The sequence below is a fragment of the Lactobacillus sp. wkB8 genome, from assembly GCF_000761135.1.
Taxonomy (GTDB): domain Bacteria; phylum Bacillota; class Bacilli; order Lactobacillales; family Lactobacillaceae; genus Lactobacillus; species Lactobacillus helsingborgensis.
Genome location: NZ_CP009531.1, coordinates 256780 through 273235, shown reverse-complemented (window position 1 = coordinate 273235; position 16456 = coordinate 256780). Strand labels below are relative to the sequence as shown.

The following is a 16456-nucleotide window of genomic DNA, read 5'->3' as shown; positions in this document are numbered from 1 at the left end:
TAGTGCTAAATGTCATAAAATCGGATATGACAATTGTCACATTTTAAAAGCGCTTTCCTAAAATATGGTTGAAGGAAATTATTTTTTCGGCAATAATTACTATATAAGTGATATTCTGAATAGTGAATGAGATGATGGAATGAATTTAACTAAACTAAAAAAGCAGCACAACCCACATTCCCACCGCAAAACAAGTATCCTGCTTGCAAGCGAGTTGGTTCTTGCTGCTTTTTTTATTTTACTAGTGTATGTAACGTTTATCGTATATCCCAGTCAGGACGAGCAGGTCAAAATCGGTTCAACTTATATGACAATGAATAATAGTTTTTACCCCGTCTTAAACGAGCAAATTGCTAATTATGTCGAAGACCATCACGACCGCTTATATAATAGGGATCCGGCACTAATTGTGAATAAACAAGTTGAAGAACTGCATACTTTTATCCGGCAAAGAATGAATGCCATCATTATTAATCCGGTTGACGGCAACAGTAGAAAAATTCAAAATGCGCTGCGTTTAGCTAAGAAAAAAGGAATTAAAATTATTGTTGTTGACTCACAGATGAAATCGGATAAGTATGCTGATTGTACGATTCTATCCGACAATTATCATGCGGGACAATTGTGCGCACAGCATTTGCTGAAACGTAAAACTGCTGCTCGTATTTTGCTTTTGGAACACTATTCTGCTTATTCCGCAAATAATCGGATACAGGGCTTTACTGATACTATCAGAAAATCACCGAGAGCCGATCGTTTTCACATCGTGGGCAAAATTAATACCTACGGGCAGTCTGAAATAACTTTGCCACTAGTAGAAAAGGCGCTTAAAAAAGGACCCAAATTTGATACCATCATGGCATTGAATGACCAAGCAGCTGTTGGTGCCCTAGCTGCAATTGATGAGGTTAAGTTAAAACGACAAATAGATGTCTATAGCGTGGATGGATCTGAAAATATGAAAAAACTGTTAGGAGTCAATCATAATGCCATCGCCACAGCAGCTCAGACCCCTTTAAATATGGGTAAGACAGCTGTCAGAATAGCATACAGGTTAATTGCCGGCAAAAAAGTGCCACGAACAATTATCTTACCGGTTTATTTAATTACTGATAAAAATATCAATCGTTATAACGTCTTAGGGTGGCAATAATGCCTAAATTCAAAGTTTTAATTTCTTTACGCAGAACAATGTTATGGCTCAATTTTTTTGCCATCTTATTTAATGCCACATTATTTATTTATGCCACAGATTATGTCATTAAAACATCTCAATCCTACCAATTTTTGGAATCATTACACCATATTCCTGATTCGCCCCGAGCAATTTTTGGAGAAAGCATCATCAGTTTCTCCGTTTTGGCAGTTGTAATGTCTTTTCACCACCATTATTCAGCTTTTAAACAAGACACTGAGTTAAACAACACTATAATCTTCGTAGAATTCATTTTAGCCATTTTTGTTTTTCTATCTCTACGACTGACATACAATGGTATTTTTTTGCTGATTTTTGTTGATTTTATTATTAGTAATCGCAACCAATATGATTTTCGCGACTACTTTGTGTGGATGATGGTAGTAGTCTTTTTGCTATTTTTATTAGTGATTACAGATTATTCAATTCTGAGCCACTTCATGACTCTACCCGATTTGACCATTTACTTAAACTTCTTACCCTCTAACATTGGGCCCAAATTGTTAGTCTGGAAAAATTTTATTACCATCTTGAACTTAACGCTCTTTATCTTGATATTAATTTATTTTGCTATTTACCAGTTAAACCAAGAAAATGACATCCAAAACAAGTTAGCTTTAGCTTCTAAAGCAAATTACGAATTAAAAAACTATGCTGCTTTATCAGAATATATCGCTAAAGACCGTGAAAGAAAGCGCATTGCCCGCGATATCCACGATTCAGTAGGTCACGCACTAACTGGGATCGCGGCAGGTATTGACGCTACCTTAGTACTGATTGATGTCGATAAGGATGCCACCAAAAAGCAGCTGGTAAAAATTCAAACAGCAGTCAAAGAGGGAATTAAGGATGTCCGTAAAGCTCTTAACCGTATTCGCCCCGGCGCGCTAAATAATTATACTTTACAAGAATCTCTGAAAAAAATGCTAAGGGAATATGCTGATATTTCCCGTATTAAAATTGATTTTTCTTACCATTGGGGCTCAGCAGATTTTGAAAAAACAACCGAAGATGTGGTCTTTCGGATAATTGAGGAATCAATTACAAATTCGCTCAGACACGGTCACGCAAGTCAAGTTTCTATTGCCTGCACTAAACCGGATCAAAAGACATACCAAATGGTAATTAAGGACAACGGCACGGGAGCCCAAAAAATTGTCCCCGGCTATGGGATTACGCAAATGAAAGAACGGGTAGCTATAATAAATGGAAAAATTAGTTTTGACGGCCAAAACGGTTTTACAATAGTAGTTGATATTCCAGCAGAGGGTGATATGTATGATTAAAATAATGATAGCTGACGATCAACAATTAATAAGAGACTCGTTAAAAATAATTCTTGATGCCAATCCCGACTTTACCGTTACGGATACCGTTGCGAATGGTCAAGAAGTATTGGCGAGTATTAAAAAGAAAAAGCCAGACATTATCCTAATGGATGTGCGGATGCCGGTCATGGATGGTACTGTTTGCACAAAATATGTCAAAGAAAAATATCCTAGTATTAAGGTAATAATCTTAACTACTTTTGATGACGATGATTTTATTTTCAGCGCCTTAAAATATGGTGCTTCAGGTTATTTGTTAAAAGGCGCTTCAACCAAGGAGCTATATCAGGCAATTAAAACTGTGTATCACGGCGGAGCAATGATCAATCCTGATATTGCTGAAAAGGTCTTTCGGCTTTTTTCCAAAATGGCACAGGCAAACTATGCTATTCAAGTAAACGATAAAGATACTAAGAATTTTTCCCAACACGAATGGCGGGTAATCCAGCAAGTAGGATTAGGCTTATCCAACAAAGAAATTGCAGCTAAACTCTTTTTATCAGAAGGAACTGTCCGGAACTACATTTCAAAAATTCTGGATAAGCTGCAACTACGCGACCGCACACAACTAGCAATTTGGGCTGTGCAAACTGGAGTTACAAGCGAAAATATTAAGGATGACAATGAAACGCAAAAATAAAATTATCATAATACTGGTTACACTTATCCTAGTCATCAGTGGTGCTTTTTATTGGCGCTACCGTGTGAAAGAAAACGAAAAAACCTTAACCATCGGGCTTTATACCAGCAGCAGCTGGAACGTACCCAACGGACACCAATATAAAGTAATTGATTATGCTATCCGCAAATTTAAGCAGGAACACCCTAACATCAAAATAAAGTATGAAAGTGGTATTCAACAAGATGATTACCGCAATTGGTTAAGTGAAAAAATCATTGAAAATAAAACCCCGGACCTGATAATTGTGCCTAACCGCGATTTTAATGCCCTGGCCAGTGAAGGAGCATTTAAAAATCTATCCTCTTTCATGTGGCAAGATAACATCAAAAACTCAACTTTTTATGCCAGTACGCTTAAAGCAGGTCAATATAATGGTCAGCAGCTGGCCTTGCCTTATGAAGCTAATCCCACACTAATGGTCATGAACAAAACACTACTGCAGAAATTCAAAATCAAGACGCCGAGTTATGACTGGACACCGCAGCAATTTTATAAACTGTGCCACCAAGTCACTTATTCCAATACCAAGAAAAAATACTATGGTGTAACGATGAATTACAATTGGCAAGACGCCCAATTTGCCTACGGTGCTCAAATATTTAATAAAAATGACGGCAACGTTGAATTGACCTCAGATCGTTCCAGACGTGCTTTTGCTCTGATAGAAAATATTGTGAACGACCAGTCGACTTTTAACGTTACCTCCCAGTTATTTGACAAAGGACGTGTAGCCTTCATGCCGTTGGGGCTGGCCCAATACCGGACTTACACTTCTTATCCTTTCCATATCACTCGCAATAACAAATTTTTATGGAAGTGTACCAAAATGCCCGGTATGGAAGGAATTAAAGCGACTCCAATTGAGACCACCATGTTTGCAATCTCAAGTAAAGCCAAAAACACCAAGGGAGCTTGGGAATTCATGAAGTTATTATGCACTAATAAAAAAGTCCAAAGAGAAGTCATGAAGACCAATATGGGCTGCTCGGTTTTACCAGCGGTCGTAAAAAGTACACAATCACAAAAAATTTTGGATGAAAAGGTAATCAATTTTCATAACCTAACTATTAAAAAGCTTGATTTAATTATGAAAGACGGTGCGGTTTTACCTAAATTCAAGGATTACAACGATAATCTGGAAAAGTTAGATTACAAAATACAAAATGCCCTCAAAGCCGGCAATTTAGAAACCCAACTATTCAATATCCAATTACAGGTTAATCAGAGTGAAACAAATTAAATAGCAAAAATGCACTTTCAGATTGTGAAAGTGCATTTTTATCTATTTAGAGTAGTTAAAAATTAGCTCGTTTGACATACATGTTCTTGCCAATGATATAAAAGGCTTTATGCTTGAGTTTCACGCTGCCACCAAAAGTTACCAATTTTTTGCCTTTCTTGAAGTAGTAACGTTTAATTCTTTGTCCTTTTTGATTGTAGACAAAAGCATTGTGGCGTAGTTGCCGTTTCTTGCCCGTCACATTAGTTGCCAGAATATACTTATCATCTGCCAAAATATAGTATTTCTTGCCTTTGATTTCTTTTACACCATACGTAGAAATCGTTGCCCCGGCATTTATTTTAAGAAAAGACTTTTTGCCATTGCTGTGATAAACCCAAGAATTATGTATCACAACCCTTTTTTGTGCCTGTTTTCTCTTTGCTGAATTATCAGTTTCTTTATTTGTCTCAGGCTTATTAGTTACAGGGTTATTTACAGTAGGAGTTTCAGTGTTAATTACGTTATTTCCGCTACTAGTACTTCCACCAGATTCACTTGCTGCAGGCTTTTCTTCAAAGCCGATCAGGTCTTTGCCTACTTGACCATAGTTTATTTCGTATTGATTCTTCTTACTTTCATCTTGGGCATCTATTTGCACGTCTTGAACATTGTTAACGCAAAAGCGTGCTACAGTTGCCGCTTGACCATTCTCAAAGAAAATTTCAATAGCATTTTTATCAGTATAAACTGTGATTGTAAATTCAGATGACCCTTTCAAGCCGGAGTCATTGATATAGCCCATGCCGCTTTCATAACCATTTTTATAATAACTAGCTGCGTTTCCTGATAATTCACTGCTTACGCCGTCAAGACGGTACTTGCCGGTTGCTGGATCAAAAATTAGAATGTTGTTGTCCTGCCCTTGATTAAGCACCAGTCTCACAGCTCCTTGATATGCACTTTGGTCTTTAGTTGAAAAGTGCAACACATACTTACTATTTGCTGGTTGCTTTTTTAAATTTAACAAACTGTAGTAGTCATCAGCAATCGGCTTTTGGCTGGCAACCTCTCCTACACTCTTTTGAACATTCTTTTCCTCTAGTCCAGTAGTTAATGGCACACTAGTGATTGTCAAATCGTCATTTAAACTTATTTTTCTGGCTAAGGAATACGTTCCTATCCGCGTTGAATTTGGTAAAAAGCCTTCTTGATTCGCCTTAATCCCTGAATTGGTATAGTTCCAGTTGCCAATCCAACCCATTGAGATGAGTGAATCGTCCGCTTTTTCCAAGTCGTAATTGCCACTGAAGTTGGCACCGTAATAATCAGTACCCTGGTCTAATCTTTTCGCTTCCGTTTCGGGAGTAAACATTCCCTTGTCGTCCAAGTGTCCGACTATATAATAAGTGCCAGTTGTCTGTTTCGCTTGTGGCGCTTTGGCACCGAAGAAAAGCACTTGTTTTGTTTCTCCGCCTGCCGTTTTCATGCTCCTTAAAGCAGGGCATTCGACAGGTGCTTCAAACGGCAGTCCTTTGAAAAAAGTACTGCTGGCAATTTTGCTGTCAGCCTGATTACCATTTGCGTTAGACCAGTTAAGACCATCATCAGACTGGTAAACGCCAATATTATCGCCTTCAGCTACGTACATAATGAGTTTATTGTGCCAATAAAAAACAGCAGGGTCTCTTTCATCTGACCTATTAATTGAAGTCCACGGCCAATAATGATCTAATATGATTTTTTTATCATTTAAAGGATGAGCAAAGGTCTTGCCGTTATCATCAGACCAAGCTGCCCAGATATTCTGCTGGTTATCCTTATTGCTTAAGCCTGAAAAGAATGCGACTTGAGCACCTTTGGGAACGCCCGCAATATTGCCTGCGTTAACAATGATTGAACCTGTCCAAGCACTACTCCAGGCATCACCTATATCACCTTTTAAATCCTTGATGGCGATAGTTGGCTGAGAAAAATGAATAAAGTCCTTTGTGGTTACGCGCTGCCAATTTTGCTGGGCACCAGCATCACCATTGACTACTTTTGCTGTATGTAAATAATAAATAACCCACTCTTTATTTGCATCATCATAAACTATTGTTTGCAAGTCATTAGACCAACCTTCATCCGTATCCAGATGATAGGAGCTCTCCCGCTCCGGTGATGTGTCGCTGGGATTGAGATATGTATAACCACCATCCGTGTAACCATTAGAAACATACTTGCCATTTAACAAGGGATCTTGACCTTTCTGCTCAAAATCTTTTTGCTGTATCAGTACTGCTGGAACATCAATTTGAGCTGCTTTGGCATTGGTTGTACTTAAAGCTTCTAGACTTAAACCCAAAAGTGTTGCCACAGTGATTTGAGTAATAAAACGATATTTGCTGCACTTCATAGTTATCTCCTAAAAATTAAATTACATTTTTAAAAGCGCTTTCTAAGTCATGACAAGGTCATTATAACGGTAAAATAACAAGACTCAAAGATGATAAATGTCACTTTTTCATGATTATTAATTGCTCTTTGCCATTAAAAAAAGTATCTAGCTTTGATATGACCCCCAAATTTAGGACAAATTTGGGGGTCATATCACTTTTAAACTAGATACCCTTTTAGTTGAGATATTGCAGCAATTGTTCAACATCCCTTTCTTTTTTGGCATGTGGCATATTATCATTATTCAGAATTTCGATAATATGCTGCACTATTGAATACACCTGCTTATCATCATTGTTATCTATTACCAGATAACTAATTTTGAATTACGATTCCAAGTTAGATGTATCATTTTCTGCAAGAGCTTTTTTGATCAAGAATTTAAAAATAGCCTTCATATTTCGCGTTTTCTTGCGCTTTTCCTGTTTTTTATCATAAACCGGCAAGAATAACGCGACACAAACAGCAGCAATCTCAGCTGCTGCTGTCACCCACTCAGATAATGGTCCTATACTCATAGTCATTTTTCTCCCGGCTATTATTATATCTTTAACAGATGGGCAGCGAACCACTTTTTAACAGCCATTTTTATTCTAGATGGCAAATAAGTTAAAAGTGGCTATTACTTTATATTGTATATATTTATACAAAAAAGTTGTGCATTTTAAATATATATGCGATATGATTATATTAAATAATTATTTAGTATATGGGGGTATAAAATATGCAATATAAAAGACCTTTTTATAAAAAATGGTGGTTTTGGCTTGTTATTGCAGTAATCACTGTTTTTACTAATTTCGGTTCTGGCAATAACAATGAAACGCAAAGTACACACCATTCCACTGAAGCTCGCTCAGCAAAAGTAGAAAAAAGCCGTAAGCAAAAGGCAGCAGCTGAAAAAAGAAAAGAAGAAAAAGCGCGAAAATTAGCCGCTGAAAGAAAAAAAGCCCAAGCCAAAAAGCTGGCAGCTAAAAAAGCAAAATTAAGGAAAAAGCAGTTAGCGCAAAAGCGGCGGGAAAAGCGCGCCAGACAACTAGCCCAAAAAAGAAGACGCGCGCAAAAACGGCAACTGGCTTTACAGCAAAAGCAAAAAAAGCAGTTACTGGCGCAAAAAAAGGCACAAGCAAAACAGGCTGCAGCTAATGACCGCAATAGTCGGACAGTTTACGTAGCTCCCACCTCTGGCAGACGCTACCATTTTGATCCTAATTGCCGCGGATTGCGTCCGGCAAATGGCAACATTACGCAAATGCCTTTAAAAGAAGCTATTAGCGAGGGTTACACCTTATGTAAATGGGAAGATTAGGGAGAAGAATAAATGATGGTCAAAATTGGTTTTAGAAAACCCAGTTTAAGAAAGTCTATCTCTGCCAGAACAAAAGGCAGAGCGACGAGAGCTATTAAAAAAGCCATTATTCCCAACTATGGCAAGCGCGGCATGGGTTGGGCCCATCCTAAAAGAAAAATATATAATACAATTTATAATAAGACTACTTTTGATACTCGCAAATTATTTATTAACAATAGTTCCAGTGAAAATAAGTCAACTTTCGGCACTATTAATAAGCAACATAAAATGAATTATCAAAATGAGGCAAACATGAATAGTAATAAAAATAATCTTCATTCAACAGCAGGTAAACCAAAAGCACAAATTAGATATTTTAAAATTAAAAACCAAAAAGATATCAAAACTAACCGCCAGTTATACTATCTAAAAATTGTCCGTTCCTGCTTCTTATGGCTGGGAACAGTACTTGCAGTATTTGGACAACTGAAAATAGGGATTTATCCTTTAATTATTTGGGCTATACTAAAAATTCCTACACTGTCATTTGGAGAGCCAATTAATCCCAAAGACGTTAAAAATAATGTTTCTGAACTCAATAAAAAGCCCTAGAAAAGTATTTTAATAAGGAAGAAATAGCAAGTTGGTTATACCTTAAAAGGCTGCTAAATTAGCGTTTTGTTAACGCAATTTAGCAGCCTTTTTAATTATATTAAAGCTTTAAACTAAAGAATCGACTTGTATTATAAAATCTTGAAATAAGTTAAGCCCACTACTACCACCATCATTGCAATAATTAACATTGCCGCATGTTTACCATTCGTCTTCTTTAAGATGTAGTAAACCAAAACAGTTACCAGTAGACTTAACAGACCTGGCATAATCTTATCAAACATTGTTTGCAACCTAATGACATTGCCACCAACTTTGTTAGAGACATTAGAATGAACCACAATTTTTAATGGTGTTTTGACTTTGATAACCGTTGAAATCAAAGCACCAACAACCATTAGTCCTACTACATTAGCCATTGTGGAAATACGCTGGATAACATCGTTTTGTTCATTATTATTTAAAAAATCAATGCCCTTCTTATAACCAAATGAGACGGCATAGTATCTTGCCCCCATGTTAATTACGTTATAGAGAATAAACATTAAAATCGGGCCAAAGATACTGCCACCAAAAGCAATTGAGGCACCTATACTACCAACGATTGGCAGCCAGGTAAATTTAATCAGACTATCACCTAAACCAGCTAGTGGTCCCATCAAACCGGTTTTTAACGGGTTGATCCCATCTTTTTCATCGGGAGTCGTTGTTTCCTCCATCGCAGCTGATAATCCTAAAATCACGGCATCGAAGTTAACGTGGGAATTATAGAAAACCAAATGCCGCTTCATAGCTTCTGATAAGTCTTTTTTATCAGGATAAATCTTTGCCAGAGCCGGTGCGATTGCCCGCATAAATCCTACACCTTGCAGTGTTTCATAGTTTAGGGTAATGCGCATAGTATTGAGTCGCATAAACATGCGCCAAATATCTCTATTGTTCAATTTATGTTCTGGCGCAGTTAATTTTCCTTCACTCATAGGTCATAGTCCTCCTCATCGTCTTCTTCAGCGCTATTTGAATTGTCGACTTGAGTATTTGGTGAAACTTGCGCTTTAGCACTAGGCTCACGAGTTGCTCTTTCATATAAGAAGGCAAATACTAAGGCGATCAATGTAATCGGTAAGATATCCAGCTTTAAATAGGACGATAACACAAAGCCTAAAATAATAAACATCCATAATTCACCTTTTTTAAGCATTGTCATCATTAATAATGCAATACCTACAGAAGGAATGATTGAACCTGCTGTGCTTAAACCATTAATGATAAATTTAGGCAGGTCATTTATTGCTTGTTGAATTGCGCCAGCACCAAATTGTAAAGCCAAAAAAGTAGGAAATGCACAAGCAAAACCGTATAAAAATGCCGGTGGCCAAGTCAGCCAAAATGTACCTTTAACGTCAGCATTATCAGCTAGTCGTTTGGCCCAGCCGTTAAGAGAACAGTTAACTGTTTCAATCAAGACCAGCAATTGTTGCGCCAAAATTGATGTTGGAACAGCAAGTGTAATTGCAGTTGCCACCATTGTCGAAATATTGCCACTGGTATTACCCATTATTGCAAGTGAAGTGCTGATCATCGTACCGGTAATGATATCTGGAGCCATATAGGCACCAACGTCACCAATACCCATCCACATAACTTCAAGCGTTGCACCAATAATAAGTCCGGCTTGTAAATTACCTAAAATAATGCCCACGATTGGTGCTATTAACAAAGGACGCCTGAACATCTTTGTACTGACATTATCAATTCCTAAGAGAAAGGCCAAAGCCGTTAAGATAAAGACTTTCATTTCTGTAAAACCTCACTTAATTTGACGGCTCCATCTGTTGGAACCATTTGAATTTCTATATCTACTCCTAAGTCCAGCAACTTCTCCAATGCTTTCTTTTCTTCATCAGTTAAGAAAACAGCTTTCGTATATTGTTTACGCTCATCATTGCCGCGAATACCGCCAATATTTAATTTTGGTATTTGATAACCACTGTCAACAATTTTTTCCACCGTAAATGGAGAGGCAAACAAAAGCATGGTTCTCCTTGTTACCGGATTGTGAGGAACAATTTTTAAAAATTTTTCAGTCGAAAAAATATGTAACTTAACATTGCGCGGAACGCTCATTTTTAAAACATTCGATTGAATCTTATCCTTAGCAACTTTGTCATCAACAATGATTACCTGCTCAATTTGCTTAACATTAAGCCAAGTTGTTACCACTTGTCCGTGAATTAAACGATCATCAATTCTACAAAATTCCACTGCCATCTTCGTCTTGCTCCTCTTCTTTAAATCTTTCTGAAATATTCTGAAATCCCATGTTGTAGGACTTCTCCAGTGATTCTGCTAGCTCAGCCAAGCTGCGATTACGATTTGTAAATAAATCTAACAGCATTGGCAAGTTCAACCCGCTTAACACCAAGATATTTTCTTTTTCTAAGCAAAAGGTGCCACTGACATTTGATGGGGTGCCACCTAAAATGTCGCATATAATGATGGTGCCATTACTGGTGTCAAGCTCATCATACATTTGATTCATTTTTTCTTTTGCTTGATCCAGATTCAGATTTTCAGTCACAGCCAAATAAGCACAATTTTCTTGCTTGCCTACAATCATTTCTGCGCTCCGCAATGCTTCTTTTGCCAAATAGCCATGACTGGCTAAAATTACTGCAACTTCGGAATTGTTATTTGCCATTTTCATTCCCCTTTTCTAAGTAAAAATCTCTAGTACGGTTAATTTCAGCCATAGTTAATTTAAAATGTTGCTGAAAGTAGTTTTCGGGAGTACCAAAGAGCTCGTATATTTTATTGATTGCCGCTTTAATGTAACTTTCACGCGTGTCAATCATAGCCATCAAGTAATCAAGATATGATTTTTTCTGAACTAGTTTATGATACAAGTCATACTTTAACTGGTTTCTTTCTTTGCGAATAATCTTAGTCAGCATGTAATCGCGCACTATATCTTCTTCTTTGATGTTCAACAGCAGCAATATCAGCATTGAGCCAAAACCGGTTCTATCTTTGCCACCACGGCAATGATGGAGCAATGGCAAAGCTTCTCTGCGCACAACAGCTTTTAGCATTCTGCCGTATGACTTTTGCGCAATTGGAGAGGTTACCAAGTCTTCATAACTTTCAATGACGTTTTCGCCCCGATCGTTAATATACTTTTCTGGGACTTCTCCATTTTCTAAAGACTGGACTAATTTTTCATTTTCACCCTTTAAATCAACTACATTTGCGGCGGCTTCAGAAAAACTTGACTGTGGATCACAATTGAGAATTTCTAAAACCGTAGGTAAATATTTATTAGGATGAAACTGTCTTTCATGTGGTGAACGATAATCAACAATTGTCTGCAAATGATAATTCGTTAATATTTGTTGATCGCTGTCATTAAGCTTTGATAACTGGTCTCCCCGAAACAAGATGCCCCATTTTAAAAAGCGTCCATCTTTAGCCGCATATCCGCCCATATCCCGAATATTAATTGCATTCTCAAGGGGAATAACACGTTCAGCAAAGATATTGGTTGCAAAGCCAGGCTCTGCACTCTTGATGATGTAGTATTTTGGCAGGTCTTTACGCGCGATTTTTATTGTAAAATCACCGGTAGAACTTTCTGCTACAACTTTTTGAATATGTTTAACTTCTGGCACATCACCCATTAAGAGTTGATAAGGACCACTGTTTTCATTTTGTAATTTAATAGTCAGCTGCTTGCCATCACGCTTCATATAAATATTTGGTAGAATGTATGGTTGCTTTTTCATTAGCTCTTGATACCCCTTTCATTACTGATAATACTACAGGAAAATAATTTTCGCAATTTTATTTTAAAGAAAATTATTTTCATTTTTGACAAAAAAGAGTACAATGAAAAAAAGCAAACCTATCCACTTACAATAAATTTTAAGGCTTTGTCAGGAGGAAATTATTTTGAATCCACTTATAGCAATTCAAAAAAACTATTTAAATTTTTCTAAGAACGAAAAAGTTATTGCCAATTACATTTTGCAAAACAGTCCAGAAATAAATAATATGAAAATTACAGAATTGGCTAACCGTACTTCGACTTCCATTTCTACTATTACCAGATTTGTCAAAAAAATCGGCTGCAAAAGTTACTCCGATATGAAGGTTAACATTGGTCATCATCTAATTAATACTGTTCCTAAACAAAAAGATGACATTTTGAGTGAAGTTTTCACTTTTTATCAAACAGTTATTAAAAATACTCAACAAATGATCGATCAAAGTTTAATCAAGCAATTTATTTCGTTGTTAAAAAAGCAGGAACATATTATTGTAATTGGTTCGAGTAGTTCCGGGGTTTCTGCTGCTACACTGGGTTTACGACTAATGCGCATGGGATTTGATGCCCAGAGCTTCAGCGATCCTAATTGGATGGAAATGCGTGCCAGTATTGCCAAAAGCAATGACCTCTTTTTAGCGGTATCAAATAGTGGTACAACCGATTGCATTGTTAAAACATTGACATCAGCACAAAAACACCATGCCAAAATTGTTTCGATTACCAGTTATCTCGAAAATCCGGTTGCTCAACTTAGTGACTTGATTTTTCATGTCTATAACCCGCGGTTTGCTAATAATGAGAAATTTATCAACTCGCAATTCTCGAATATGTATCTAATTGATATTTTGACCTCATGTTTGCAAGAAGAAACTGCTTTACAAGAATCAATGCTTACCACGAGAAAAGCTGTGGGTGATATTTAACCAGAAAAAAAGACGTAATTGTAAAAATTACGTCCTTTTATTATTCAGTTAATGACAGAGCTACTTAGCACTATCTGCTCTTGACTTGTAGACACCTTCAGAGGTATTGATAACCAGTTCTTCTCCTTCTTTGATAAAGTCAGGAACTTGCACAACCAAACCAGTTTCCATAGTAGCCGGTTTGCCCGAGCCAGTGACAGTTGCACCCTTAATTCCCGGTTCAGTATGAGTAACCTTCATGGTCACAGTTGCCGGTAACTCAACTCCGAGCAATTTGTGATCATTAGCAAATTCCAATTGCACTTCAATGTTAGGCATTAAGTAAAGCTTATCATCACCTAATTGATCGCTTGCTACTTCATATTGCTCATAAGTTTCTGTATCCATAAAGGTATAAATATCACCTTCATTATAGAGATATTGGGCATTCTTCTTAGTAATTTCTACTAAATCAACCTTTTCGGTTGGACGCATAGTTTTATGAACAACAGCACCACTTTCCACATTACGCAAATCCATTTGCATAACAGTGTTGCCCTTTCCGGGTTTATGGTGATTAGCTTTTAAAACCCGAATCAATTTGCCGTCTTGACTGAAAACCATACCTTTTTTTAAGTTAATTGCTTGCATTATTTTTTACTCCTTTAAATCTATTTATAAATTAATTGATAATTAGAGGAAACCACGCTGGAGGCAAAGCAAATTTTTTTATTAATAGTAAATAAATCTCATTCATAATGATTAGTATAGCAAAATTTAGCCTTTACCAACACCTTAAAATCAAGCATTTTTATTTTTGAAAAAGTTTACGTTCTAGCTAGTAAAAAAGCAAATTGCGACATTGATGCTGACTCTTTGTCTAACACTTGAGCACAATAGACTTTGGTGCCGTTAAGCTGTTATATTTGCTTTAAATATATTTGGTCAATCACATGTCCTGCCGTTTTATGCAAAATTAAGCTTGCCCGTTGTTTAGTAGGGGCGATATATTCTCGTAAATTAACCAAATTTACCATTTGCCAAGTTTCTTGCGCAAACTGCAAAGCTGCATCCCTTGGACCATTTGCCATTTCATAATAAAAATTATGCGGATTATCTTTGTTTAATTCCAGCAACCTGACAAAGCGTTGCATAAACCATTTTTCAATCAGATCCTCAGGTGCATCAATATAAATAGAAAAATCAAAAAAATCACTGGTCACTATTTGACCATTGGTGGGCAGCTGTAGCGTATTAATACCCTCAATTATTAAAATGTCAGGTTGGCGCACATGTCCGTATTTCCCTGGTACTATATCACTCAGTTCCTGTGAATAAAGCGGGTAGACAATATCTTTTTTCCCACTTAATACATCCTGCAAAAAATCGGTAAGCAACTTCATGTTATAGCTTTCAGGAAAACCTTTGCGCTCAAGTAAATTACGCCTTTTTAATTCTTGATTTGAATAAATAAAACCATCCGTGGTCATCAAATGGACCTTTAAGTTAGGATAAGTACGGCTTAATAAAACCTTTAACAGTCTAGCAGTAGTAGATTTACCCACCGCTACTGAACCGGAGATACCAATAATAAAGGGCGCAGCAGCTACTTTTTGGTGCAAAAATTCACCTTGCTTTTGTTGTAAAGACAATTTTTCCTGGTAAATTAAAAAAAGGTATTTAACCAAACTGCTATAAATTTCTTGTACATCAGTTAAGTTAATAATATCCCCCACCGATTTAATCTGTGTTAACTCCGTATCAGTGATTTTGACTGGTGCAGCAGTAGAAAAAGACTGCCATTGTTCCCTGTTAAACTGTAAATAGTTCTTCATCTTAATCTTCCTTAAGTTTTTGTTTTAATATATAAAGTAAATTAATACCACTCATCAAGTTAATTTGCTAGCTAAAAGAAAGGTGCTTTTATGAAAAAAATAGTTCTCTTTGGTGACTCTTTATTTAACGGCTATCGTGCTGGGCGTGATACCAATGTCATAACCAGCGGCGTGCAGAAAAAACTTGGGGATAACGTGCAGATTATCAATTTATCTTTAAGTGGGGCAACGACTACTGCAGGAATACAGAGATTGGATTTAATCCCTGAGGAGGCAGATATAGTAGTGCTTGAATATGGCACAAATGACATGTCAAATAGTTGGGGCATCAGCAGCAGTAATTATGCTGCCAACCTTAATCACATGGTTCAAAATATTGGCGCTTCCCGCATGATTATTACAGGTCCGTCTTATCAAGACCCTAATAACAAGGATATCATGCAATATTACACTCTAAAGGACATGGAAACTTACAATCAGATTGCTGCAGATTGTGCCTCTAAAAATAATATTCCTTTTATTAATTTGATTGCGCATTTTAGCCAATTGGCAAATCTATCTTCATATTATCAAAAAGATGGACAGCACTTTACCGCTTTAGGTAACGAAATTTTAATTAATCTCGTAGCCGCAGCAATTAAACAAAAACTTGCACAATTATAGTGCAAGTTATTTTGTTATAAATCTTTATACATCATGACATGCTTAATGTCAGCTTCTACAAAGGGCTCTCCTTTTGTTTTATAGCCTAAAAAGTCATAAAAGGGCTTGGCCTGCCATTGTGCATGGCAATACAGCCGGTTAGCGCCTTGATTACGCAAATATTCATCAACTTGTGCCATCATTTTGGTCCCCAGCTTTTGCCCACGGGCTCCTGCAGCAACCGCTACTCTGCCTAACATCCACTTGCCATTTTCTGGAAAAATACGACAAACAGCTAAAGCGGCAGTTTCTTCTTTATTTAGCAAATAAACTTGAATAGCATCTAGATCCTGAGCATCAAGTTCCGGTACCGTGATCTTCTGTTCAGTTACAAACGTATCAATCCTTAAACGGGCAACACAAAACATTTCCCGCCCGGTCATTTGCGCAATTGGTTTGAAGGTAAATTTTTCAGTGTTAGTCAT

At 36.9% G+C, this 16456-nt stretch carries 17 protein-coding genes and 1 pseudogene; 8 read left to right on the top strand and 10 right to left on the bottom strand.

Going from position 1 to position 16456, the window contains the following annotated elements:
* Positions 1-139: 139 nt before the first annotated feature.
* Genes LACWKB8_RS01285 through LACWKB8_RS01270 form a run of 4 tightly spaced genes read left to right on the top strand, consistent with a single transcriptional unit; the run spans position 140 to position 4445 of the window.
* Positions 140-1153 (top strand): sugar ABC transporter substrate-binding protein, encoded by a 1014-nt coding sequence (locus tag LACWKB8_RS01285; RefSeq protein WP_052059622.1) that lies wholly within the window; start codon positions 140-142, stop codon positions 1151-1153.
* Positions 1153-2481, top strand: a complete 1329-nt coding sequence (locus tag LACWKB8_RS01280) for a sensor histidine kinase (RefSeq protein WP_038521047.1) — start codon at positions 1153-1155, stop codon at positions 2479-2481. The genes LACWKB8_RS01285 and LACWKB8_RS01280 overlap by 1 nt, the downstream gene beginning before the upstream one ends.
* Positions 2474-3163 (top strand): response regulator transcription factor, encoded by a 690-nt coding sequence (locus LACWKB8_RS01275; protein ID WP_038521043.1) that lies wholly within the window; start codon positions 2474-2476, stop codon positions 3161-3163. The genes LACWKB8_RS01280 and LACWKB8_RS01275 overlap by 8 nt, the downstream gene beginning before the upstream one ends.
* Positions 3147-4445, top strand: coding sequence for an ABC transporter substrate-binding protein (locus LACWKB8_RS01270; RefSeq protein WP_052059621.1), 1299 nt, complete (start codon positions 3147-3149; stop codon positions 4443-4445). Before LACWKB8_RS01275 ends, LACWKB8_RS01270 begins: the two co-directional genes overlap by 17 nt.
* Before the next feature lie 55 nt (positions 4446-4500).
* Here the strand turns inward: LACWKB8_RS01270 and LACWKB8_RS08950 are convergent, their stop codons facing one another.
* Both LACWKB8_RS08950 and LACWKB8_RS01260 read right to left on the bottom strand, forming a co-directional pair.
* Complete coding sequence (locus tag LACWKB8_RS08950) at positions 4501-6822, bottom strand: SLAP domain-containing protein (protein WP_052059620.1); 2322 nt, start codon at positions 6820-6822, stop codon at positions 4501-4503.
* 367 nt (positions 6823-7189) lie between these two features.
* The gene (locus LACWKB8_RS01260) at positions 7190-7381 is read right to left on the bottom strand and encodes a hypothetical protein (RefSeq protein ID WP_038521037.1); all 192 of its coding nucleotides are present in this window, start codon (positions 7379-7381) and stop codon (positions 7190-7192) included.
* A gap of 206 nt (positions 7382-7587) precedes the next feature.
* Between LACWKB8_RS01260 and LACWKB8_RS01255 the strand changes: the two genes are divergently transcribed.
* Together LACWKB8_RS01255 and LACWKB8_RS09365 are read left to right on the top strand one after the other, a co-directional pair.
* Complete coding sequence (locus LACWKB8_RS01255) at positions 7588-8172, top strand: hypothetical protein (RefSeq protein ID WP_038521035.1); 585 nt, start codon at positions 7588-7590, stop codon at positions 8170-8172.
* 15 nt (positions 8173-8187) lie between these two features.
* A pseudogene (locus LACWKB8_RS09365) lies at positions 8188-8382 on the top strand (hypothetical protein); the annotation flags it as partial.
* A 515-nt stretch (positions 8383-8897) separates the two neighbouring features.
* On the opposite strand, the gene LACWKB8_RS01245 reads toward LACWKB8_RS09365, so the two are convergent.
* The 5 genes from LACWKB8_RS01245 to LACWKB8_RS01225 are packed head-to-tail and all read right to left on the bottom strand — an operon-like array spanning position 8898 to position 12548.
* Positions 8898-9746 (bottom strand): PTS system mannose/fructose/sorbose family transporter subunit IID, encoded by an 849-nt coding sequence (locus LACWKB8_RS01245; protein ID WP_038521029.1) that lies wholly within the window; start codon positions 9744-9746, stop codon positions 8898-8900.
* Complete coding sequence (locus tag LACWKB8_RS01240) at positions 9743-10564, bottom strand: PTS sugar transporter subunit IIC (RefSeq protein WP_109917970.1); 822 nt, start codon at positions 10562-10564, stop codon at positions 9743-9745. Before LACWKB8_RS01240 ends, LACWKB8_RS01245 begins: the two co-directional genes overlap by 4 nt.
* Entirely contained in the window at positions 10561-11037 is a 477-nt protein-coding gene (locus tag LACWKB8_RS01235) for a PTS sugar transporter subunit IIB (protein ID WP_038521026.1), read from the bottom strand. Before LACWKB8_RS01235 ends, LACWKB8_RS01240 begins: the two co-directional genes overlap by 4 nt.
* Positions 11018-11467 (bottom strand): PTS sugar transporter subunit IIA, encoded by a 450-nt coding sequence (locus LACWKB8_RS01230; protein ID WP_038521023.1) that lies wholly within the window; start codon positions 11465-11467, stop codon positions 11018-11020. The genes LACWKB8_RS01235 and LACWKB8_RS01230 overlap by 20 nt, the downstream gene beginning before the upstream one ends.
* Positions 11457-12548 (bottom strand): tyrosine-protein phosphatase, encoded by a 1092-nt coding sequence (locus tag LACWKB8_RS01225; protein ID WP_038521021.1) that lies wholly within the window; start codon positions 12546-12548, stop codon positions 11457-11459. The genes LACWKB8_RS01230 and LACWKB8_RS01225 overlap by 11 nt, the downstream gene beginning before the upstream one ends.
* 166 nt (positions 12549-12714) lie before the next feature.
* On the opposite strand from LACWKB8_RS01225, the gene LACWKB8_RS01220 reads away from it, so the two are divergent.
* Entirely contained in the window at positions 12715-13515 is an 801-nt protein-coding gene (locus tag LACWKB8_RS01220) for a MurR/RpiR family transcriptional regulator (RefSeq protein ID WP_046326661.1), read from the top strand.
* 60 nt (positions 13516-13575) lie between these two features.
* Here LACWKB8_RS01220 and efp read toward each other — a convergent pair whose 3' ends face one another.
* Both efp and coaA read right to left on the bottom strand, forming a co-directional pair.
* Positions 13576-14148, bottom strand: a complete 573-nt coding sequence (efp, locus tag LACWKB8_RS01215; protein WP_038521018.1) for an elongation factor P — start codon at positions 14146-14148, stop codon at positions 13576-13578.
* 266 nt (positions 14149-14414) lie between these two features.
* A complete protein-coding gene (coaA, locus tag LACWKB8_RS01210; protein WP_038521016.1) occupies positions 14415-15329 on the bottom strand; it encodes a type I pantothenate kinase in 915 nt (304 codons plus the stop codon).
* A 90-nt stretch (positions 15330-15419) separates the two neighbouring features.
* On the opposite strand from coaA, the gene LACWKB8_RS01205 reads away from it, so the two are divergent.
* Positions 15420-15992 (top strand): SGNH/GDSL hydrolase family protein, encoded by a 573-nt coding sequence (locus LACWKB8_RS01205; RefSeq protein ID WP_038521013.1) that lies wholly within the window; start codon positions 15420-15422, stop codon positions 15990-15992.
* Between the two features lie 14 nt (positions 15993-16006).
* Here LACWKB8_RS01205 and LACWKB8_RS01200 read toward each other — a convergent pair whose 3' ends face one another.
* The gene (locus LACWKB8_RS01200; RefSeq protein WP_038521011.1) at positions 16007-16456 is read right to left on the bottom strand and encodes a GNAT family N-acetyltransferase; all 450 of its coding nucleotides are present in this window, start codon (positions 16454-16456) and stop codon (positions 16007-16009) included.